General features: G+C 58.1%; 16 protein-coding genes. 10 read left to right on the forward strand and 6 right to left on the reverse strand.

All coding sequences use genetic code 11. From position 1 onward, the window contains the following. Nucleotides 1-23: 23 nt before the first annotated feature. Nucleotides 24-1,478 (reverse strand): hypothetical protein, encoded by a 1,455-nt coding sequence (locus SIC19_RS11810; protein ID WP_036211148.1) that lies wholly within the window; start codon nucleotides 1,476-1,478, stop codon nucleotides 24-26. A gap of 118 nt (nucleotides 1,479-1,596) precedes the next feature. On the opposite strand from SIC19_RS11810, the gene SIC19_RS11815 reads away from it, so the two are divergent. Next, nucleotides 1,597-3,426 (forward strand): ABC transporter ATP-binding protein, encoded by a 1,830-nt coding sequence (locus SIC19_RS11815; RefSeq protein ID WP_075195625.1) that lies wholly within the window; start codon nucleotides 1,597-1,599, stop codon nucleotides 3,424-3,426. A 201-nt stretch (nucleotides 3,427-3,627) separates the two neighbouring features. Continuing rightward, the gene (gene acnA / locus SIC19_RS11820; RefSeq protein ID WP_075195626.1) at nucleotides 3,628-6,387 is read left to right on the forward strand and encodes an aconitate hydratase AcnA; all 2,760 of its coding nucleotides are present in this window, start codon (nucleotides 3,628-3,630) and stop codon (nucleotides 6,385-6,387) included. 63 nt (nucleotides 6,388-6,450) lie between these two features. On the opposite strand, the gene SIC19_RS11825 is transcribed toward acnA, so the two are convergent. From SIC19_RS11825 to SIC19_RS11835, 3 genes are read right to left on the reverse strand one after another with little or no spacing between them, the layout of a single operon-like run. Further along, complete coding sequence (locus SIC19_RS11825) at nucleotides 6,451-8,370, reverse strand: ATP-binding protein (RefSeq protein ID WP_075195627.1); 1,920 nt, start codon at nucleotides 8,368-8,370, stop codon at nucleotides 6,451-6,453. Nucleotides 8,371-8,376: 6 nt separating this feature from the next. Next, on the reverse strand, nucleotides 8,377-10,839 hold the full coding sequence (locus SIC19_RS11830; protein WP_075195628.1) for a PAS domain S-box protein: 2,463 nt from the start codon (nucleotides 10,837-10,839) through the stop codon (nucleotides 8,377-8,379). Next, nucleotides 10,836-12,650: an ATP-binding protein gene (locus SIC19_RS11835; RefSeq protein ID WP_075195629.1), complete on the reverse strand. Its 1,815-nt coding sequence runs from the start codon at nucleotides 12,648-12,650 to the stop codon at nucleotides 10,836-10,838. The genes SIC19_RS11830 and SIC19_RS11835 overlap by 4 nt, the downstream gene beginning before the upstream one ends. 106 nt (nucleotides 12,651-12,756) lie before the next feature. Here SIC19_RS11835 and SIC19_RS11840 point away from each other — a divergent pair, with 106 nt between their 5' ends. Genes SIC19_RS11840 through SIC19_RS11865 form a run of 6 tightly spaced genes read left to right on the forward strand, consistent with a single transcriptional unit; the run spans nucleotide 12,757 to nucleotide 17,660 of the window. After that, complete coding sequence (locus tag SIC19_RS11840; RefSeq protein ID WP_075195630.1) at nucleotides 12,757-14,454, forward strand: diguanylate cyclase; 1,698 nt, start codon at nucleotides 12,757-12,759, stop codon at nucleotides 14,452-14,454. Nucleotides 14,455-14,465: 11 nt separating this feature from the next. Continuing rightward, nucleotides 14,466-15,611, forward strand: coding sequence for a response regulator (locus tag SIC19_RS11845; protein ID WP_075195648.1), 1,146 nt, complete (start codon nucleotides 14,466-14,468; stop codon nucleotides 15,609-15,611). After that, nucleotides 15,604-15,999 (forward strand): response regulator, encoded by a 396-nt coding sequence (locus SIC19_RS11850; protein WP_075195631.1) that lies wholly within the window; start codon nucleotides 15,604-15,606, stop codon nucleotides 15,997-15,999. Before SIC19_RS11845 ends, SIC19_RS11850 begins: the two co-directional genes overlap by 8 nt. Before the next feature lie 2 nt (nucleotides 16,000-16,001). Then, nucleotides 16,002-16,322: a DUF2288 domain-containing protein gene (locus SIC19_RS11855; protein WP_036211125.1), complete on the forward strand. Its 321-nt coding sequence runs from the start codon at nucleotides 16,002-16,004 to the stop codon at nucleotides 16,320-16,322. A gap of 18 nt (nucleotides 16,323-16,340) precedes the next feature. After that, complete coding sequence (locus tag SIC19_RS11860) at nucleotides 16,341-16,712, forward strand: hypothetical protein (protein ID WP_036211122.1); 372 nt, start codon at nucleotides 16,341-16,343, stop codon at nucleotides 16,710-16,712. A 36-nt stretch (nucleotides 16,713-16,748) separates the two neighbouring features. Then, complete coding sequence (locus tag SIC19_RS11865) at nucleotides 16,749-17,660, forward strand: lysine exporter LysO family protein (protein WP_041332476.1); 912 nt, start codon at nucleotides 16,749-16,751, stop codon at nucleotides 17,658-17,660. Between the two features lie 4 nt (nucleotides 17,661-17,664). On the opposite strand, the gene SIC19_RS11870 is transcribed toward SIC19_RS11865, so the two are convergent. Both SIC19_RS11870 and SIC19_RS11875 read right to left on the reverse strand, forming a co-directional pair. Continuing rightward, entirely contained in the window at nucleotides 17,665-18,873 is a 1,209-nt protein-coding gene (locus SIC19_RS11870) for an HD-GYP domain-containing protein (protein WP_127401931.1), read from the reverse strand. Continuing rightward, entirely contained in the window at nucleotides 18,870-19,679 is an 810-nt protein-coding gene (locus SIC19_RS11875; protein WP_036211116.1) for a TatD family hydrolase, read from the reverse strand. Before SIC19_RS11875 ends, SIC19_RS11870 begins: the two co-directional genes overlap by 4 nt. 118 nt (nucleotides 19,680-19,797) lie before the next feature. On the opposite strand from SIC19_RS11875, the gene SIC19_RS11880 reads away from it, so the two are divergent. Both SIC19_RS11880 and SIC19_RS11885 read left to right on the forward strand, forming a co-directional pair. Continuing rightward, entirely contained in the window at nucleotides 19,798-21,069 is a 1,272-nt protein-coding gene (locus tag SIC19_RS11880) for a D-amino acid dehydrogenase (protein WP_075195632.1), read from the forward strand. 62 nt (nucleotides 21,070-21,131) lie between these two features. Continuing rightward, nucleotides 21,132-22,313 (forward strand): methyltransferase, encoded by a 1,182-nt coding sequence (locus SIC19_RS11885; RefSeq protein ID WP_323808213.1) that lies wholly within the window; start codon nucleotides 21,132-21,134, stop codon nucleotides 22,311-22,313. Nucleotides 22,314-22,318 lie beyond the last annotated feature (5 nt).

Below are 22,318 nucleotides of genomic sequence, written 5' to 3' on the forward strand. Positions count from 1 at the left end.
CCCCAACAATCAGCCTGACTCCCTTACTCCTGAACTGCGAAAGAAGCCTTCGGGCCTTTCAATGGCTCCCGGTTCTCAACCTGCTGCAGGTACACATCTACCTGCTCGTGCAAAGGATGGTTCAGACAGCGTTTCTTGACGAAATTCAGGAACGCCGACGCTTTTTCCCACTGCCCCAGACCGTTCGCCAGCGCCTGAGCGACCAGCAGATAGGCCGGTGCCAGTTCCTCGCTGTCCGGGAAACGCTTGTGGAAGTCCTGCAGTAACTTCAGCGCCGGTTTGAAATGCCCGCGCTGATACAGGCAACGGGCGCAGCGCACTGACAGCTCGGGGTCCTCCAGCCGGAACCCTGGCTCCACAGTTTCTATAGCCGCCAACAACGCCGCTATACCTTCGCCGTCGTTCCGTTCCGCCAGCATGTTCAGCAATCGGGGGTGATACCGATACAGCTCCGGAATATCATTACGGGCGGTCAGCAGCTGATGCAACTGCCCTAACCGAAAGGCGTTCTGGGAATCCCGTTTCAGGGCTTCCTTGAGCATCGACTGGACCCGGTCGTAGTTGCCGTCCTTCAGATTCATGTCAATGTCGGCGTCAAACCGATGGGTGCGGTCGCGGTTCTGCATTTCGCCGGCGTTTTCGTCATCCTGCAGATCGCTGGCAAAGCCCAGCTCCTCCTGGTACTGGAACAGCAGGTAACCCAGCATGTGGAACAGGATCAGCGTAAAGGTGCTGTTGAGAAAACCCGCCAGTGTACGGGCAACACCCGGAGCGAAGTGGGTGAGGGCGAAATCCTGGGCTGCCCCGGACGCCAGGGTCAGCAGGATCAGGTAGCCATACAGCAGGAAATAGGGCGTGCCGATGCGCGAGATCAGCACCGCCAGGTTCATGGGGTTCACCGCGGCCATGACCGAGCGCTCCATGGCCAGCACCATGATGCTGGCGGGCAGGGCCAGTATCACGAAGGCCACGGCCAGGAACATCAACAGCGGCCCGCCAACCATGGCAGCGGCCGCTACCATGCCGCCCATAAGCGCAAACACCAGTAGCTGCAGGATCACAATGTCAAACCCGCTGCCGGTAAATGCCACTGCTACCGGAGGCGGTTTCATATGACCCTCGGCGGTGTGGCTGATAACGGCATAGGTATACTTCAGCAGTGCCAGGGCCAGCACCAGCGTGATGATCAGGCCGATGAGATTGCCGCTGACGACCAAGGGCACCAGCGTACAAATGGCAATAACCATCAGCGGATCGGTGTGGAACGGGTAGCGGAAGAAAGCACCGATCCGGTTCCAGAATGGCACGGCCTCCGTGGCGGCACCGAGATAGCGCATGGCACGGCTGCAGTGGGGGCACAAGGCGTGTTGTTTTCGGGTGTCCGCATCCGGCATGCAACGGGTGCAGTAGTGTATCTGGCAGTCACCGCAATGCCATTTTGCGGGTTCGCCGGGGTGGTAATGGCAGTCGTGTTTCACAATGGGCCCGGTTCTGGTACATCGAGGGTTTGAGGGGCAATGATGGCAGAAGGTCGGGTAGACTGTCACCGAATTTGCAGCGTACCAGTGTGGGTGGCATCGCATTAACGGAGGTTTCTTGGAGCAGGCGGCGGATCTGAACGCAGTCGGGCCGGACAGCAGGGGTCGCAACGACAACCGGTACACCTGGCGGGGTATTCTGTCCCTTGCCCTCAAACACAAGCCGCGGCTGGTGAGAGCGAACATGCTCGCCATACTGGCCACGGTGGTCAGCGTGCCTATTCCCCTGCTGTTGCCGGTACTGGTGGACGAAGTGCTGCTTGATGAGGCCGGCCCGGTGCTGCCCGTAATGCAGACGATGCTACCCGAAACATGGCACCTGCCGGTGGTTTACATCGGCCTGATGGTGGTAGCAGCGTTTCTGCTAAGGTCGTTGTCGCTCACCTTCAACGTGCTTCAGTCCCGTGAGTTCTCCAAGATTTCCAAGGATGTGGTGTTCCGTATCCGTTCCCGACTGCTGGGCCGGCTGCAGCGGGTGGCCATGTCGGAGTACGAAACCCGTGGCTCGGGCGGCATCACCAGTCATTTCATCACCGACCTGGACACCATCGATCAGTTCCTGGGTACCACCATCAGCCGTTTCCTGGTGGCGAGCCTGACCGTCACCGGAACCGCCATCGTGCTGATGTGGGTTCACTGGCAACTTGGGCTGCTGATCCTGCTGTTCAATCCTCTGGTGATCTTCGCCACCATGCTCATTGGCAAACGGGTCAAGGAACTCAAACGCCAGGAGAATAGCGCCTACGAGGATTTTCAGGGCGACCTGACGGAAACCCTGGACGCGATCCACCAGCTCAGGGCGGCCAACCGGGAACAGCACTACCTGCGCCAGCTGATCAGCCGCGCCCGCACGGTTCGCGACCACGCCATACAATTTGAATGGCGCAGCGACGCCGCCACCCGCGCCAGCTTTGCGCTGTTCCAGTTTGGTGTCGACACCTTCCGCGCGGCGGCGATGGTGACGGTCCTGTTCAGCGACCTGAGCATCGGCATGATGTTCGCCATCTTTGGCTACCTGTGGTTTATGCTCACGCCGGTACAGGAAATGCTGAATATGCAGTACGCCTGGTTCGCCGCCAATGCGGCGTTGGGGCGAATCAACCGCTTGCTGGAGCTGGAGGAGGAGCCCCGTTACCCGGCGCTGGAAAACCCCTTCAGGGATCGTCACACCGTTGGCCTGACTCTGAAGGACATCCACTTCAGCTACGGTGAGGAATCCGTGCTCAAGGGCATTGACCTCCATCTTGAACCGGGGGAGAAAGTCGCGGTTGTGGGCGCCAGTGGCGGCGGAAAATCCACTCTTGTGCAGGTCATTCTGGGTATGTACACACCGCAGCAGGGGCAGGTGCTGCTGGGTGGTGTGCCGGTCCAGCGCATCGGGCTCCCCTGTCTGCGGGAGAACGTGGCCACCGTGCTGCAGCACCCGGCCCTGTTCAACGACACCGTGCGACAGAACCTCACCCTGGGCCGGGACAAGACCGACGCCGAACTGTGGCAGGCCCTGGCCATCGCGCAACTGGACGGGACCGTGGCGGACATGCCTCAGCAACTGGATACCATGATTGGCCGCCAGGGGGTGCGTTTGTCCGGTGGCCAGCGCCAGCGGCTGGCCATTGCCCGTATGGTGTTGTCGGATCCCTCCGTGGTGATCCTGGATGAGGCCACCTCCGCCCTGGACGCCGAAACCGAGTTTCAGCTGCATCAGGATCTAGAGGCTTTTCTGCGTCAACGCACCACCCTGATCATTGCCCATCGTCTGAGTGCCGTGAAACAGGCCGACCGTGTTTACGTTTTCGAGGACGGCTTCATCACCGAGGAAGGGCATCATGATGAGCTGATCGCCCGCCAGGGGCTCTATGCCCAGCTTTATGGGGATCGACAGGCCTGAGGAGGGTAGGGGTATTCACCGCCGCAATACTGAACATTCACGGAACCGCAGTTGAAGTCTGGTCAATCGGTGCAATAGTTATAGGAGACTTTCAAAATCAGGGTCTTTGCATCAGTCTATTGCCATCCGCGGTCAGTACGCTGATGCAAAGGCTACTGCTAAGCCTTCCGAAATCTTCGGATCATCAAAAGGAGGCACCTCATGTCGAAACAAAGCCTGAGTAAAGACAGTCTCAATACCCTTTCCAGCCTGGAGGCTGGCGGCAAGACCTATCACTATTACAGCCTGCCCAAGGCTGCCGACACCCTTGGCAACATCGACAAGTTGCCGTTTTCCCTGAAGGTGTTGCTGGAAAATCTGCTGCGCAACGAAGATGACGCCACCGTGGACCGGGGCCATATCGATGCGATGATTCAGTGGATGAAAGACCGGAAATCCGATACCGAAATCCAGTTTCGTCCCGCCCGTGTACTGATGCAGGACTTCACCGGTGTGCCCGGTGTGGTGGATCTGGCGGCCATGCGGGAAGCGGTCAAGTCAGCCGGCAAGGACCCGGCAATGATCAATCCGCTGTCGCCGGTGGATCTGGTGATCGACCACTCGGTGATGGTGGACAAGTACGGTGACCCATCAGCCTTCAAGGACAACGTTACCATCGAGATGGAACGCAATCAGGAACGCTATGAATTCCTGCGTTGGGGCCAGCAGGCGTTCGACAATTTCCGCGTGGTGCCGCCTGGGACCGGTATCTGTCACCAGGTGAACCTGGAGTATCTGGGTAAGACCGTGTGGAGCAAGGACCAGGACGGAAAAACCATCGCCTACCCGGACACCCTGGTGGGAACAGACTCACACACCACCATGATCAACGGCCTTGGCATCCTCGGCTGGGGTGTGGGTGGTATCGAAGCGGAAGCGGCCATGCTGGGCCAGCCTGTGTCCATGCTGATTCCGGAAGTGGTCGGCTTCAAGATTACCGGCAAGCTGCGCGAAGGCATTACCGCAACGGATCTGGTACTGACCGTCACCGAAATGCTGCGCAAGAAAGGTGTCGTGGGTAAGTTCGTGGAATTCTACGGTGACGGCCTGAAAGACATGCCCGTCGCGGACCGTGCCACCATTGCCAACATGGCGCCGGAATACGGGGCTACCTGTGGTTTCTTCCCGGTGGACGAGCAAACCATCAAATACATGCAGCTAACCGGCCGCGAAGACGACCAGCTTGAGCTGGTGGAGGCCTATGCGAAGGCCCAGGGCCTCTGGCGCCAGCCCGGCCAGGAGCCGGTGTACACCGACACCCTGGAGCTTGATATGGGTGACGTCGAGGCCAGCCTCGCCGGCCCCAAGCGCCCGCAGGACCGGGTTGCCCTGAAGAACATGAAGGCCTCGTTTGAACTGCTGATGGAAACCGCCGAAGGCCCGTCAGAGTCCCGCGAAGGCAAACTGGAATCGGAAGGCGGGCAGACCGCCGTTGGTGTCCAGGACAGCTACGAACACGCCGCCAGTCAGCCGCTGGAAATGAACGGTGAAAAGACACGGCTGGACCCCGGCGCGGTGGTCATCGCAGCAATCACCTCCTGCACCAATACGTCCAACCCGAGCGTGATGATGGCTGCGGGCCTGATTGCCCAGAAAGCGGTCGCAAGGGGGCTGGATACCAAACCCTGGGTGAAAACCTCCCTGGCACCGGGCTCTAAGGTGGTGACCGATTACCTGAAGGTGGGTGGTTTCCAGGACGACCTCAACAAGCTTGGTTTCAACCTGGTGGGTTATGGTTGCACCACCTGTATCGGTAACTCCGGCCCGTTGCCGGATGCCGTTGAGAAGGCCATTGCCGATGGTGATCTTACCGTGGCCTCGGTGCTCTCCGGTAACCGTAACTTCGAGGGTCGGGTGCACCCACTGGTGAAAACCAACTGGTTGGCCTCACCACCGCTGGTAGTGGCCTATGCCTTGGCGGGCAACGTGCGCCTGGACCTTTCCAAGGATCCTCTGGGCGAAGACAAAAACGGGAAGCCTGTGTACCTGAAGGACCTGTGGCCGAGCCAGCAGGAAATCGCCGAAGCGGTCGAGAAGGTGAAAACCGACATGTTCCATAAGGAGTATGCGGAAGTCTTCGACGGCGATGCCACCTGGAAGGCGATCAAGGTCCCCGAGAGCAAGGTGTACGAGTGGTCCGACAAGTCCACCTACATCCAGCACCCGCCGTTCTTCCAGGGCCTGAAGGAAGAGCCGGACGCCATCGATGATATCAAGGACGCGAACATTCTGGCGCTGTTGGGTGACTCCGTCACCACCGACCATATTTCGCCGGCCGGGTCGTTCAAAGCCGACAGCCCGGCGGGTAAATACCTGCAGGAGCGGGGTGTGGAGCCGAAGGATTTCAACTCTTATGGTTCGCGCCGGGGCAATCACGAGGTGATGATGCGTGGCACCTTCGCCAACGTGCGCATCCGGAACGAGATGCTGGACGGCGTTGAGGGTGGATTCACCAAACACATCCCCACTGGCGAGCAGATGCCGATCTACGATGCGGCCATGAAGTATCAGGAAGAGGACACCCCCCTGGTGGTTATTGCCGGCAAGGAATACGGCACCGGCTCCAGCCGTGACTGGGCTGCGAAAGGTACCCGCTTGCTGGGCGTGAAGGCCGTGGTTGCCGAGTCCTACGAGCGTATCCACCGCTCCAACCTGATCGGTATGGGCGTGATGCCGCTGCAGTTCAAGGACGGGGTCGACCGCAAGAGCCTGAAGCTGACGGGCGAGGAAACCATCAGCATCAAGGGCCTGTCCGGTGACATCAAGCCGGGTCAGACACTCGAAATGACGGTGACCTATCCGGACGGCAAGACCGAGACCTGTGAACTACTGTCCCGGATCGACACCGCCAACGAAGCGGTTTATTACCGCCACGGCGGTATCCTGCACTACGTCGTGCGGGAGATGCTCAAGTCGGCGTGACTGTTTGGTCTGGCGTTGGTCTGGCAGGGCAACCTGCCGGGCCTCTCAATACTCAGTTACCCATTACCCCGCCACTGGCAGTTCCAGCCAGAACGTAGCCCCCTCGCCCGGAACGGATTCATAGTCCACCGTGCCCTTCATGCGCGCCATCAGCTCCCGTGTGATGGCCAGACCGAGCCCGGTTCCGCCACTGGCTCTTCGGTCCGACGAATCAGCTTGTGAGAACTTCTTAAAAATATGCTCCCGAAAATGCGGGGCGACGCCCTCACCATGGTCTCTGATACACAGCCGAACCGACTCTCCGCGCTGGCTGGCGAAAATGTCGACGGAGGACCCTGCCGGAGAAAACTTGATGGCGTTGGACAACAGGTTGGTGATGGCCTGGTTCAGGCGCTGACGATCCACATGAACTGTCACGGCTGGCAGTTCAGCCACCTGAAGATGAATGTCTCGCTGTTGGGCAAAGGTTGCGATGTTTTCAACACTCTCGTGAACAAGATTTTGCAGAACATGGTGTTCGCTACGGAAGGGCATTTTGCCGGCCACAAGCTTTTCTATATCGAGTAAGTCGTTGATCAGGAACGTAAGCTGTTGGCTGTTCCGATAGGCGATGTGCGCCAGTTTCGAGGCCTTCTCCGGCAGCTCGCCGACGGCATTGTTGGCCAGTAGCCCGAGGGAGCCGGAAATCGAGGTCAGTGGGGTGCGAAGCTCGTGGCTGACAGTGGAAATGAACTCGTTCTTCAGGTGGTCGACTTTCTTCCGCTCTGAAATGTCCTCGGTGATCAGCCAGACAACGGGTTCGTTGCCGTAATCGTCCAGTTGCAGCCCGTGGAGCATGACGGGGGCCAGTTCCTGCCCTGGCGTCATGAAGTAGCCTTCGAGGCCGCTGAGTCTGGCATGTTCCCGAAGGGTTTCCTGAACCCCGGGCCTGTTGGCCAGCGGCTCTCCATGGACATCAAGCGGTTGGTCGAAGAAATCCAGTGACTGGACGGATCTGCCAAACTGGTTTTCGAACGTTGGGTTTGCCCGGAGCAGTCGATTGGAGGTGACACTGAACAGCCCGATGCCCATGGGGGCCAGTTCGAAGAGTCCCCAGAGCCGCCGCTGCATTTCGCGATCCCGTGACATCAGGCTGGTGAGCCAGAAAACAGCACCGCTGACAATGACCAGCATCGCGAACAGGCTGCCACGAAATATCCAGGGCTGACTGGGGTGGTTTGGCCAGCCCCCGACTGGTTCGGCAAACACCACCCAGGTAGCGCCTCTCATGCGAATCGTGCTGGTGACTGGATCTTCCCATTGAAAGGGGCGTGTGGAGAAAAAAACCGACTGAGTGTCATTAACGTCGGCCGACGACGAGATCGCTACATTGAAGTCGTCTTGCAACGTATCCAGCCCTATCGACGAGTACAGTTTCTGAAGGTCCAGTATCACTGAAATAACCCCCCAGAAATCGCCCGAGGCCTGTTCGAATATGGGAACACGCCCCGCCAGCCCCTGCCCGCCCTGAACCAGATCAATAGGGCCGGTGAACACCACGCGACGGGTGTTGAGCAGCATCTCGATCTGATCTTGCGACAAGCTCTGTGCGGTCAGGTCGAGACCGATCGCAGCCTCATTGCCGGCCAGTGGGTAGACATGGCGAATCACGAAATCCGGAGCCAGTCCGATGTTTCGGAGTTCCGGTGCCAGGCTGAAGATGACCGAGGCCAGTTCCCGGAAGCGTTGGCCGTCGATATCGGGTTGTATCGCGACGTTGGCGGCCAGTCCCCACACGGTCTGGATGTTCTGCAGTATGGCACTTTGCAGCTTGAGGCTTATCTCATCCGTTTTTTCCTGCCACTGCTGACGGACATCGTTGCGGTGGCTGGAAGAGCTGGATGCATCAAGGGAAACCGCGACTACAATGACCAACAGCAGAACGCCCAGCCTTGAAGCCCAGATCAAACGATGAAACACGTTAGCCCGCGTTTGTGCCGCCACTATCGATTACTCGTCACTCTCATCGGGTTTGTCACTCTCATCGGGTTTGATGTCCAGCCAGAACGTCGAGCCGTATCCCTCGGTGGATTTGAACCCCACGCCGCCGCCCATTTGCGACATGATCTCCCGGGTAATGGCCAGCCCGAGGCCCGTACCGCCACGGCCTCGGGTATCGGAGCTGTCAGCCTGGGCGAACTTTTCGAATATCCTGGCTCGGAAGGCTTCCGGTATGCCTGTGCCATAGTCCGTGACTTCGATGCGAAAAAGGCCGTCATGAAGGTGTGTCAGTATGACAACCTCGGCCTCCGGCGGAGAAAACTTGATGGCGTTGGACAGCAGGTTGTCGAGTGCCTGGCCCAGGCGCCGGGCATCGATAGCGGCTTTGACCCAGGGATGGTGATTTTCGAACCGAAGTGAGATTTGCCGATCAACCGCGTAGGTTGATGTTCGATCCAGGCTGTCCTGAATGATCGCGCTGATGTTCTCGCTGTGCATCCGCAGTTCCATTTTTCCGGAGACCAGCTTTTCCATATCCAGCAGATCATCAATCAGATGCTTTAGTTGGTCGCTGTTGCGGGCTGCGATAGCCACCATGGCTTTGACTTTTTCAGGTAGATGGCCAAAAACCCCGCCCGCGATCAACCCAAGGGAGCCTGATATGGACGTCAGGGGGGTTCGTAGTTCATGGCTCACGGTGGAGATGAACTCGTTTTTCATTCGGTCAACCTTGCGGCGCTCTGATATATCCTCAACCAGCGACCACACCAGTGGTTCGTTGTCGGCACGCTCCACCAGAACGCCCTGGAAGAGCATCGGGAACCGGGTGCCATCCTTGCGGATAAACTCCTGCTCCACGGGGCCGAACCGCCCGTGTTCTTTCAAATCAGTGATGGCCTGCTGCGTTTGCTCGGCGTAGTCCTCGGGAGTGACGTCCCAGTAGTTCAGTGCCAGGAACTCGGCGTGTGAGTAACCGCTGTACTCCAACAGTGCCGCGTTAACATCAAAGTTCTGTCCGCTTCTGAAACTGGTCAGAAGAATGCCAATCGGTGACAGTTCGAATAAGGTACGCAGCAGTTGCTCTCGTTCCGCGAGTGCAAGCTGCGAGCGCTTCTTTTCATCGACGTTGGCGAGAAACCCATGCCAGATGACGCTACCGTCCGGGCGCCGTTCCGGCGTGGCCCGGCCCTCGACCCAAATCCAGTTCCCATCCGGAGCTCTGACCCGAAACTCGGACTCCCAAACCGCCAGTGCCTCCTGGGAACGGTCGATGGAAGCGGCTACATATTCAATGTCGTCGGGGTGTATGGCATCAAAGGCAATGCTGGCATCCTCTATAACAGTCTCCGGAGAAACGCCGTAAATATCACGTATGCCGTCGCTGCTGTAGAGGAACCTCGACTCACCATCCTGGAGTACCTGATACTGATAAAGCATTCCAGGCACGTTTTCGGACAGCTTTCGCAGCGTATCCTCATGGGAATGTTGCTGGAGAAGGGCTGCCATCCACTGTGCCAGCCACACGATAAACAGGCGATCCAGATCCGTGAACGGTCTGGATCTTGGCGATACCGAGGAAAAATTAAGCGTGCCGAAGAGCTTGCCATCAAACTCTATGGGTGCCGCAATATAGCTCTCGAGGCCCATTTGGGCATAGCACGACTGATGGCGATAGCGCGAGTCGCCCATATGGCTGATCGCCAGATGGTCGCCTTTTGCGAGCATCAGTGCACAATAGGTTTGTTCCACCGGTAGTGACAGGCCGGCTTCCAGTGGAGAGTCATCCGGCGCTCTGAACCAGCGAATCGTATAGACATCGGTGGTGATTTCGCTGACGATGCCGGTTTCCAGTTCAAGGTGTTGGCGCCCCAGATCCAGGGCCATGTCTATTTTTTGTTCCAGGGGCGCGGAGGCGTCCACCGTCAGGTTGTTCAGTGCACTCAGAATCCGGGTCTTCTCGAGTTGTTCCTGGCGGGATTTACTCGCTTCGAAGTCATTGATCTCTTCATCGACACATCGGGCCAGCTCTTCCAAAAGCATGCGTTGATCGCCGTCGAGCGATCGTGGCCGGGTGTCTATGATGCAGAGAGTGCCCAGGCGATAACCTTCATGGCTGCGGAGTTGAGCACCGGCGTAGAAGCGAATGTTTGGCGGGCCGGTAACGAGCGGGTTATCGGCAAATCTCGAATCCTCGTGGGTGTCCTCGACAATGAACAGACGATCACTGAGGATGGCGTGGCCGCAGAAAGAGATGTCCCTGGGGGTCTCCCTGGCCTCCAGCCCCTGACAGGATTTGAACCATTGCCGTTTTTCGTCGACCAGTGACACCAGGGCAATGGGGACGTCGAAGGCCAGTTTGGCCATGCGAGTAAAGCGATCAAATCGCTCCTCTGGTGACGTATCGAGCAGGTGAGTTCGCTTCAGCGCGAGAAGCCGTACCGCCTCATTCAATGGGCTTTCGGGTGCTATCACGAGTCTGTTTCCTCATCAGCGACGGTCGACAATGCCTCACCGGATCCGGATGTGGGCATATCGACCCAGAAATGCGCGCCCTGATCATTGTAGTAGCCAACCTCTGCATGCATCAGCGTTGCCAGTTCGGCACAAATGGCAAGCCCCAGCCCCGTACCCTTTACCGAACGGGTGGTGCCGGTTTCGGCCTGTGCGAATCGTTTGAACACGCTGTCGGCAAAAGAATCCGGTACTCCAGAGCCCTGATCACTAACGGTGACTCTCACGTATTCCGGTGAGTGGAGCCGGGCTTTTATCCTGACCACTCCGTTTTTGGGCGAGAACTTGATGGCGTTGCTGACGTAGTTGTCCAGAATCTGCCTCAGCCGGTGCTTGTCACAGAGTATATGTGGTAGCTCACCGCTGTCTGACATCAACCGGACATGATGTTCAGTAGCCATAGTGTTGTTGTCCTCAACGGTGCCGTAAAGTATCGGTTGGATCGCTTCGCTTTGAATTCGCACTTTGAGACTGCCATCGGACAGTTTGTTGAAGTCGAGCAAATCCGACACCAGCAGTTGCAGGCGCTCGCCATTTCTCAGGGCGAGGTTTGCCATGCTCTGGCTTTTTTCGCTGAGTGGTCCGGTGGTGCCGGAAGAGAGCAGCTTCAGAGCGCCAGTCAGTGACGTCAGGGGCGTACGAAGTTCGTGGCTGACCGAGGACATGAAATGATCTTTGAGCCTGTCCAGGCCGTCACGTTCCTCCAGAAGTCGATTGAAGGCCACGGCCAGGTTGCTGACCTCCGGAATGCCGGACTCGCCCAACCGCATGGCAGAATCCGGTTGTTCAGCCATGTGCTTTATACTCGTCGTCATTCGGTCCAGTGGCGACATGGTGCTCTTGACCAGCAGGTAGCTTAACGCGGCGATCACCAGTGTGATCAGCAGGCTGATGCTGAAGAACTGGAGAAAGGATTGTCGGGCGGGTGTTGTTGCCTGATCATAGGGAACAGCACGGACGAAGACCCACCCCAGCCGTTGCAGGTGATTGGTGGCGTATATCAGGGGCTGACCATCCTGGCCGTTGACCTGTCCGAACGTGATGCCGGATAGCGCTGCGTCTGTCAGCGCATCTGCGCCAGGAGGCGGCAGGGGTTCGATGTTCTGGGAGCCCTTGCCGGAATCCACGTACAGAAAGTTTTCCGTGTCGATGATTTTCTCGATACCCTGGGATCCATACAAACCCATGTTGCGTTTTTCGGGTAATAGAGTGGTCTTGCCCAGATCCAGGGTGCCGCCTGCGAATCCAAGCAAGTCCCCTTCATCCGTTTCGATGGGTGCCAGAAAGGAGAGCAGGGGCCTGCCAGTGGTTCGCCCGATAATAGGCTTGCTGACAATAGGCCTTCGTTTCTTCAAGGCTTCCTGGAAGTGAGGGCGATCCAGATAGCAGGTGCCAATACGATTTGGGACGTAGACATTTTCTGCCACGGCACATCCGTTCTCATCGAAAATGAGAAGCGCCGCCGGAAACAGATCCTGGATTGCCGTTTGGCGATTCAGTGCTATCTCCAAGGCAGACTGGTCCGGAAGGTCGTCGTCGGCAAATTGTGAGGCGAACGCTGACAGAGAATTTAGTCGAAGCTGAAGCTTCTGGTCGACCTGCTCCGATGTTCTTGCAGCTTCGAGAATCTGGCGATGGGTGAGCAGGTCTTCAAAGTCCTGTACCAGGGCCTGATAGGCGATCGCAATAATGGCCAGGACGGTTACTAGACTGCCTCCGCCAATAATGATCGCTACGCGACTACTAAGGGAGAGCGATTTGCCTGATCGCAATGAAGTGCCTCTCTGTTGCGTTTTTCCGGATAATGTTCTGTGATGAAAGAAGATTAGCCTAGTTGAACCGGTTATATTAGTAAAAAATCGAGGCCTCAGACCTTTTATGGGAAAAGATCCAAAAGCGGATATCGCGGATAAACTCGCACAATTGCGACTCAGCTTCCGTGGTAAGGCGGAGGGGGAACTCGATCAGTTGAGCGAAGTCGCTGCGAGGGTAACCGGGGGGGCTCAGGGGCAGCGACTGCGGCGTGAAGATGTGATGTCGGCCTACCAACTGCTTCATCGTCTGGCCGGTTCTGCCGGAACCTTCGGGTATGCGGTATTGGGGGCGGAGGCACGAAGGCTGGAACAACGCCTTAAGCCATTGGTGGAAAAATACCCGGTGCAAGCCGACGGTGACCCAGAGGTTCCCGGCGAGGAAACTCCACAGGTTATCGATACCCTGACGCAGGCAGGGCACTTGCGTTCTTTGTTGGATGAAACGTCGGTGTCGACAACCCGCAGTACCAACGATCCTGAGCACTTAAATGATCATTACAGTCTGACGGCCGCAGATATTCAGGTTGTCCTGTGTGGATTATCGGAAGGTTCGCAGGTTTTTCTGGAGTACGCACTCTCAAATTACGGTTTTTCGATATCGCGACAGGCGGTCTCCACCCTCTCCCTTAGCGGAATGTCGGGAGTGACCCTTGTGGTGACCGGTGAGGACGCGCTTTCTGAGGTGTCCGCGGCGCTCGATAAGAAGACAGGGAGCGCCAGCTTACTGAAACCACCGCTCATTTGTATCGGACGCAGGGATGATTTCCGAAACCGGTATGCCCTGGCGGATGCCGGGGCAGATGCACTTATTACGGAACCGGTTGATGCAACCGTACTGACGGAAAGCATCGAGCGTTTGGTCAGTGAGCAGAGCCGGACGGTTTCCGGGAAAATCCTGATTCTGGATGACGATGAAGATCTTGCTGGGCACTACCGGGCGGTGCTGGAAGGAGCGGGCTTTAATGTCCGCGCCATCAGTAATCCCGAGACGGTGTTGTCGGAACTCTCGGAATTCTCACCTGACATAATGCTGCTGGACGTTCGCATGGGAGATTACTCCGGGCCGACGGTGGCAAAGCTGGTTCGTTTTGATCCCGAATGGGTAAGCCTGCCGATCATCTACCTGTCGTCCGAGCAGGATAAGCAGGTTCAGCTCGAAGCCATGGCAAAAGGGGCGGATGAGTTCCTGACCAAGCCCGTGTCCGACAGCTATCTTGTACGCGCCGCCCAGATCCGCTGCTATCGCGCCCGCCAACTGAACGAGCTGCTGATACGGGACAGCCTTACGGGCCTGTTGAAACATTCGTATATAAAGCAGGAAATTGATAAGGAACAGGCCCGCTGCAAGCGACTGTCGCAGTCCTCGGTTGTCGCCATGCTGGACCTGGATCATTTCAAGAAAGTGAATGATCAGTACGGGCACAGAATGGGCGATATTGTCATTAAGGCACTTGCCAGCCTCCTCAGGCAACGATTGCGTTCCACCGACATGATCGGCCGGTATGGCGGGGAGGAGTTTGTGGTGGTTTTGCCGGAGTGCTCGATACAGGAAGGGCGGTCGGTGATGACTCAGATCTGCGAGGCATTCTCTGACCTGTCGTTCAACAATGATGGTGCTAGCCTGTCGGTTACCCTCAGCGTGGGTATTGCCGCGCTGGATGCTTTTGAGTCCGGTAGCGATGCGCTCAACGCAGCGGATCAGGCCCTTTATGAGCGAAAGAAAGGGGGCCGTAACGGCGTGACGATTTTCCATCAGGGATGAAGCATAACGTTATGAAGGCACTTATTCTGGAAGATGACACATTGCTGGCGGATCTGCTGGAAACGGTGGTCGGCGGGCTTTACCCGGGTATTGATATTTTCGTAACGGCGTCGGTCAGGGGGGCTCTGGCACATTGGTCCCAACACGGCTCTGACCTGATGATCATCGACTGGAATCTGCCGGATGGCTCGGGCCTTGAGGTTATTCGCGCTGCCCGTGAGAAGAGCAGCAAGACCGCCATTGTCATGATCTCCGGCCGGGCTGACAGGGATTCGGTTCTGAAAGCCGCACGCTACGGCATCAATGGCTATATCAGCAAACCGTTCAGTGTGGAGATGGTGCACGAAAGGCTGACAGCACTGGTGGACCCGGCAGACTTTGATCGGGAGTCTCAACCTGATCTGGAGCACCTGCTGCAGACGTCGGTGGAGTCCGTTATTCAGCTGCCCTCCGCCATTGATACGGCTCGGGTTCTCGAATTGATGGCGCGAAAACAGGATATCTCCCCATCGCAGCTCGCGGAGCGGTGGCATGGCGAGGTTGCGTTGACAACCCGTCTGCTTGACGTGGCCAACAGCGCCTCGTTCCAGAAAACCGGTGAGCCGGTCCGCAGTCTGCGTGACGGGATTGCCACCATGGGTGTGGATATGGCCTTGCGGCACGCGATGGCCATGTCGCTGGATATATGCGGCCAGTTGCGCGATACCCGTTTGGCGGAAAGAGCGACTGTCTTTCTCGAAACCGCCGAGAAGGTAGCCCAGGAAGCCGTACGAATTGCGTTACGTATCGGAATCGATCAATCCGATGTGCACACGGCGGCCCTGCTCAGCCGGGTCGGCGAACTGGCGGTGCTCAAGGTGATGCAGCAATGCCTGGATCGCAAAGGCCAGGTTTCTGATGAACAGATTGAAAGCGGGTTAACGGCCTGGGCTCAGAGTTATGGGAATCGTCTCAAAGTGCAGTGGCATCTGCCTTTGCAGTTGAGAGAGCTGATTGGCGCAGTTCATTTTCTGCCGCGTGATGCCACGAGCGATTCAAAACTGGTTATGCGTGCCTCCGCCTTGATAGCGGATGGGCAGAATCAGGGCGAGGAATGTTTGCGCTTGCTGCGCAGACTGGGGGTGGATAACCATGAGAGAGGTACAGACGATGGCTAGCCCGGTCGGAGAGCTTCAGCGAATTCTTTATGTGGAGGACGATGCCGACATCAGGGCCGTGGCGGAGCTGGCACTGGAAACCGTTGGGGGGTTTTCAGTAAAGAGCTGCAGCTCCGGTCAGGAGGCGCTTGTTGAGGGTCCGGATTTTGACCCCGAACTGATCCTGCTGGATGTTATGATGCCGGGTATGGATGGCCCGACTACGTTTCAGGCGTTACGGGAAATTCCGGCATTGAGCGCGACACCTGTGGTGTTCATGACCGCTAAGGTGCAAACTGAAGAGGTGGCGTTCTACAGGGAATTGGGAGCGGTTGACGTGATACCCAAACCGTTCGACCCCATGACTCTTGCCGATCAGATACGTGAAATATGGACGTCCAAGGTGTGAACATGGTTGCGAAAGAATCGCCAGAGGAACTGAAACACAAGCTGAATCTGGAAACGTCCCGGATTAATTGGCATGACCTGCAGGTGTATTATGCCCGTGGTCATGTCGTGAAAGTGGTCCCGGAACTGGACCTGCTGGATGTGGCGGCAGAACTGTCAGCGGACAACAAGGCCCAGTTTGAGCGTTGGTTGGCCGATAACAAAGTGGGCGATGTCGCTCCGGATCTTGCCCGCCACTGGTATGACGAGAACACGGAACTCTGGGCAGTGGTGATTGCGCCCTGGGTGCTGGTGCAGGACAGGTCCGGGCATGTACTTCACTGAAACTCCTGGAATAAGGCCGTGAAACTGCATTACTTTCATGGGCGTGGCCCGCTACGGGCATTGGTTATGGTCCGGGAACAGCGCCGGGTTGAATTGTTCATCAAACCCGTCGGTGAGGACATCTGGGCGTTGGTGGCACTCAGTGGTTCGGTGGACGGCCAACCAGAAAAACATCGCTGCCAGGGCCCCTATCGTTCCATTTCCCAGGCGGAAGCGGTGTTGCGCAGTGTTGCGGGCGCGCTGATGGGGCAGGATTACCAGCCCCAACCCAACGACTATGTGGTCTGGTCGGTGATGGCCCAGCGCCTAGCGCGCACCATTCGAACCGATCGCGATGCCAGTGCAGGCAAGTTTCATTTTGATCCCGATCAGTACGAACCTATCGGCTGATCTTCTCCTCCCCAATACACTTTTTTCGAGGACTTCATGCTGACCGGCGCACTGCTGATCCTGGCACCGCTTTTCCTGGGTTTTGCCCTGGCACTTGAGAACCGCCATCTGATGACGGCCATTCACTACGGCGTTGAAGGGCTGGTGTACTTTATCCTGGCACTCTTGGGGCTGAGCCTCGGGCAGATGGAAGGCGTTGGTGGCCAGTTGGCCAATATGGCGTCCCAGGTTGCCGTGCTCGTGGTGGTACTGTTTGTGGCCAACATGGCGGGGCTGTGGCTGTTTCACCGTTGGCAGCCGATGGCAGCGCGGGAGGATCATGTGGACCAGCCTCGTGGCTATCGTCGCCTTTTCCTGGCGGGGTTGAAGCCACTGTTGGCGGTTGTGGTGGGTGGTTTGGCCGGTTTCTACTGGCTGCCGGATATGCCCATGGCCGAAGACGTGGCGACCTGGTCGCTAATGTTGCTGCTGTTTCTGATTGGCCTGCAACTGCGCAATGCCGGCCTGTCCCTTCGTCGGCTGCTGCTCAACCGACAGGGGTTGGGCATTGCGTTAGCGCTGGCCGGGAGCTCTCTGCTCGCTGGTTTCGCAATGGTGCCTTTGCTGGACGCCGCCTGGCATGAGTCGTTGGCACTGGCGTCCGGGTTTGGCTGGTATTCCCTGTCCGGTATTGTGATTGGCGATGCCCTGGGGCCGTCCTGGGGCGGTGTCGCCTTTCTCAATGATGTGATCCGGGAGATTATTGCGCTTGCGATTATTCCGCTGTTAATTGGCCAGCGACCGGCCATGGCCATCGGCTATGGGGGGGCGACTGCCATGGACTTCACCCTGCCTGTGATTCGCAGCAGTGGCGGCCTGGACTGCGTGCCCGTGGCGATTGCGTCGGGGTTTATCCTGTCGTTCCTGTCTCCCATCCTGATGGCCGTGTTCCTGTCCATGGGAGGGTGATGTTTCAGAGCAGGAACTTTCTGACGTCGATCTTGTAGTCTTCCGGGTCCACGGAACGCAGAATCCGGTCCTGGGTACCCGGTTTCGCCAGGTTCAGGGTGTCAACGGTGATGGGCATGCGAAAACGGGTGTCATACATCACGCGCAGCACGGGCAATCGCTGGTCCTCGTCGTTGGTCTCGATGACGACACCGAGCCGGCCGCTTTCCAGAAGCACTAGTGAGCCAATGGGGTAGAGCCTCACACAACGAATAAACTCTTTCACCAGGGCGGCGTCCAGATGGCTGCCGCTCCACTCCAGCAGTTTCTTCAGGCCCTGGGTCGGGGTCATGCCCTTGTGATAGACGCGGTCTGAGGTAATGGCGTCGTACACATCGGTAATGGCCACCATACGACCGTACACGGAGATTTCCTCGCCTTTCAGACCCTCGGGGTAGCCACTGCCGTCCAGGCGCTCATGGTGCTCTGCGGCAGTAACGATGGCCAGTTCGCCAATACCCTCTGTTGCCTTGAGAATATCCCGCGAATGCCTCGCATGGGCTTTCATGACCTCAAACTCTTCTGGCGTTAGCCGTCCCGGCTTGTGGAGAATGTCGTCCGGCGTCAGGATTTTGCCGATGTCATGGAGCAGTGCACCAACAATGGTTTGGTGTAGCGCCTCCGAAGGCAGCTTGCGGTAGTTGCCAAACAGGGACATCAGCACGCTGAGATTGACCGAATGCTCCAGCAGATAGTTATCCTTCTCACGGATACGGCCCAGGCAACTGAGGGCATTGGCGTTGCGCAAGATAGAGCTCTGGAGCTCGTCAGCCAGTTGGTGAATGGGGGCTATGTCGATGGCCCCTTCAAGCTTCACGCTGTTCATCAGGTTGCCGACCAGCCCCTGAGCCTGGTTGTGCACCTGCTGGGCGAACACCATTTCCTCGGCCACTGCTACCCGTTTGAAAACGCCGGGAGTCTGTTCGCCGGCGCGCTGCAGCGCGGACTCGTTGCGGCGATCGACTTCGTGGGCTGGTTCCGAATCCTGGGAATCCAGGCCCTTGGAGACATCGATGTAGACGTAGTCCACCCCCATCCGGCGGATTTTTTCAACGGTGTCCTCTTTTTTGATCACGCCGCGACGGCGCTGGGTGTTGTGAGGAATCCAGTCGTTGTTCAGGTCGGTGATGTACATGCCGACCTTGAGCGCGGAGACGGGGATGCGTTTGATCATCGCGGCTGGAAGAACGTTCTCAGGCTGTTGTCATAGGTTGTAGCCAGTACGTTCTCCAGCGGTAGTTGTTTCACCTCGGCGATTTTCTCGGCAACAAATGGTATGTAGAAAGGTGCATTTTCCTTGCCGCGATAGGGAACCGGGGTCAGGAACGGTGAATCCGTCTCCAGCAGGATCTGCTCGATGGGTGCCATACGCACAATGTCACGCACGTTTTCGGCTTTGTTGAAGGTGGTGATGCCGTTAAAGCCCAGGCACCAGCCTTCGTCCAATGCGTATTGCGCCAGCCCCGGGCCTGACGTGAAACTGTGGATGACGCCGCGGCGCTTAAGAGTACCTTCGAACTCCTTCAGGATGTCGATGGTGTCGTCATCGGCCTCGCGGCTGTGGATGACCACGGGCCGGTCGGTGTCACAGGCGATCTGCAACTGGCGGCGGAACACGTCACGCTGAACGTCCCGGTCTGCGTTGTCGTAAAAGTAGTCCAGGCCAATTTCGCCCACTGCCACGATCTTGTCGTCGCCAGCGTGCGCGCGGATTTCCGCCTCGGCGGCATCGGAATACTGTTCGGCATCGTGGGGGTGTACCCCTTGCGTGCCATACACCCAGGGGGCTGTTTGGCTCAGTTCACGCACGGTAGCCAGATTGTCCGGTGACACAGCGATGGTGATCACACGTTCGATATTGACCCGCTGCGCTTCGGCCAGGGTTTCCGCCAGGGGGCGATCCTTGAGGTAATCCAGATGGCAGTGGGTTTCGATAATCGGTTGATCGAAAACGGGAATGTCGCGACGTTTCTTGCTCATTGGCGGTTACTTCACTCCATCGCAACCAAAGCGTTGGCTGCTATCCTGAGAACTTTGTCACAGTAGTTTATCAGCTTGTTCGATTGTTGACCTACATTGCTGTCATAGGGAGAAGTGCATGCACATCATTGTTGTTGGTGCCGGCGTGGTTGGCGTAACCACGGCGTATGAGCTGCAAAGCCGGGGCCATCAGGTAACCGTGCTGGAACGTCACAGCGCGGCTGGGAATGAAACCAGCAAAGGCAACGCCGCCCAGCGCTCCTACGGGGTGGTCTATCCATGGGCAGACCCATCCATGGTGTTGAAGGCCATCCCCTGGTTATTCAAGAAGGACGGCCCGCTGAAAATGTCGGTGCCGCCATCCATGGAAACCTTGCGGTTTATGTTCGCAACGCTGCGCTACGCCTGGTCGCCTGGCCTGTTTGGCCTGAACAAGCGCGCCATGATACGCCTTGGTATTCATAGCCGTGAACGCTTCCTGGCCCTTGAAAAGGAGCTTGATCTGCCGTTCGACGGCGGCCACCAGGGCCTGCTTCACCTTGCCAGCACCCCGGAAACCCTGGAAAACTACCGCGAAACCCAGCGGTTGCTCGACGAACTGGGTATCCCCTCCCGATTGCTCACTCCTGAACAGGTTCGCGAAGCAGAGCCCGGCATGATCGGGGATGGCCCACTCTACGGCGCCCTGAGCTATGACACGGATGGCACCGGTGATTGTCATCTGTTCTCCCGTGAACTGGCCAAGGCCTGCGAAACGAAGGGGGTGCAGTTCCGCTACAACACGGAAACCGAACATTTGGTGGCTGATGATCGGCGGGTAACGGGGGTGACCATCCGCAAGGACGATGGCACATCGGAAACCCTTGAGGCAGACGCTGTGGTTGTCAGTGCCGGTTGCTGGTCGGGGCATCTTACCCGTCCCCTGGGGCTTGAGTTGCCGATCTACCCGGTGAAGGGCTACAGCTTTACGGTGCCCTTGAAAGACCCTGGCCGCGCGCCGGTGTCGACCATCCACGATGACAACTACAAAGTGGTCTCGACCCGTCTGGGAGAGAGACTACGCGCCTCCGGCTTTGTGGAATTGGACGACTTCAACCGCGACATTCCGGAAGCCCGGCTGGCGACCATTCGAAAGTCCGTGGAATCCCGTTTTCCCGGTTGCGCCGATCTGGAGGCCGCCGAGACCTGGACCGGTTTTCGCCCCATGACTCCGGACGGTCCTGCCATCATCGGTCGAGGCCCCCGGGAGAACCTGTTCCTCAACACCGGGCACGGCACCTTTGGCTGGACCCTGTCGGCGGGCAGCGCTTCGGTGATTTCCCAGTTGATTGATGGGGAGGCGCCGTCGGTGTGCCTGGATGCTTTTCGGCCTGGGCGATTTTCCGAGTGACGTTACCTTCGGCGGCGAGTTCACATCACCGCGCTGACGCTTTTTATCGGCGCTGGCAGCGCTTGAACGATTGGCTGGCGCAGCATCGTGAGTTCTGGCAACCGGCGCCATTCGCTGACCCGAGCCCGGCCTGGACGAAGAACTGGCCGGCATTGGCGGACCGGGTTGCCCGGCTCTCTGACAGCGACTGTGTGCAATGGGACGATGATCCTGTCGCGCTGGCTGAATGGGTGGCCGTGGAGCTGCCTTCTTTCCGGGAGTTCGGTGAGCTGACCGACATTCAGCCACTTGCCATCGAATCCGCCGATCAGAACACCTTGCCTGAGGTCCGGGCAACGGATATGCCCGGGCGTAAGCGGCTTCAGGCCGGTGCCTTTGCAAGCGCTATCCAACCCTTGAAGCACAGCGTACTGGACTGGTGTTGCGGCAAGGGCCACCTGGCCAGAACCCTGGCACCCCTGTGCGGGGGTGACGTAACCGGGTTTGAATGGAACGCGACCCTGGTGGACGATGGCAACCTCCTGGCCGGAAAGTTCGGGGATGCGGTTACCCTGCAGTGCCAGGATGTCATGGCCGAGAACCTGACGATGCCGCCCGACGCTCACGGTGTTGCCCTTCACGCTTGTGGTGACCTTCATCGCAGGCTGATGCGTAAGGTGGCTGGCGAGGGCCTGCCAAGGGTGAGCGTTTCACCTTGCTGCTACCACCTGACGGAAGCGTTGGACTACCAGCCTCTTTCCAGGCGCGTCCGGGCTTCAAAAAATGGCTTGGAGCTGACCCGCAACGAGCTGCGACTGGCCGTCAGGGAAACCGTGACCGCACCGAAGCGTGTGCGTGAGCAAACCCGCAGGATCAGTCGTTGGCGTCTCGGGTTCGATGGTCTTCAACGGCAGCTTCGCGGCGTGGATGCCTACCTGCCGGTGCCGTCGCACCCGACGCGGCTGACGAACGGCGATTTTGCCACCTTCTGTCGCTGGGCAGCCGGCAATAGGGGGCTGGAACTACCCGGGGACACAGACTTTGGTGTCTGGGAACGTTATGGCGAGCGGCGACGGCAGGAAGTGCGCCGCCACGAGCTGGTGCGCCACCTGTTTCGGCGGCCACTGGAGCTTTGGGTGGTGCTGGATTATTCAATGTTTCTTGAGGAACAGGGGTATGACGTTCGGCTGGGGACCTTCTGCGAGCGCCAGCTGACGCCCCGCAATCTGCTGATCGACGCCGAAAAAAGGTCTGTGGACTGCTAAATGGC

This window comes from Marinobacter sp. MIT930201, assembly GCF_047122665.1.
Lineage (GTDB): Bacteria > Pseudomonadota > Gammaproteobacteria > Pseudomonadales > Oleiphilaceae > Marinobacter > Marinobacter salarius.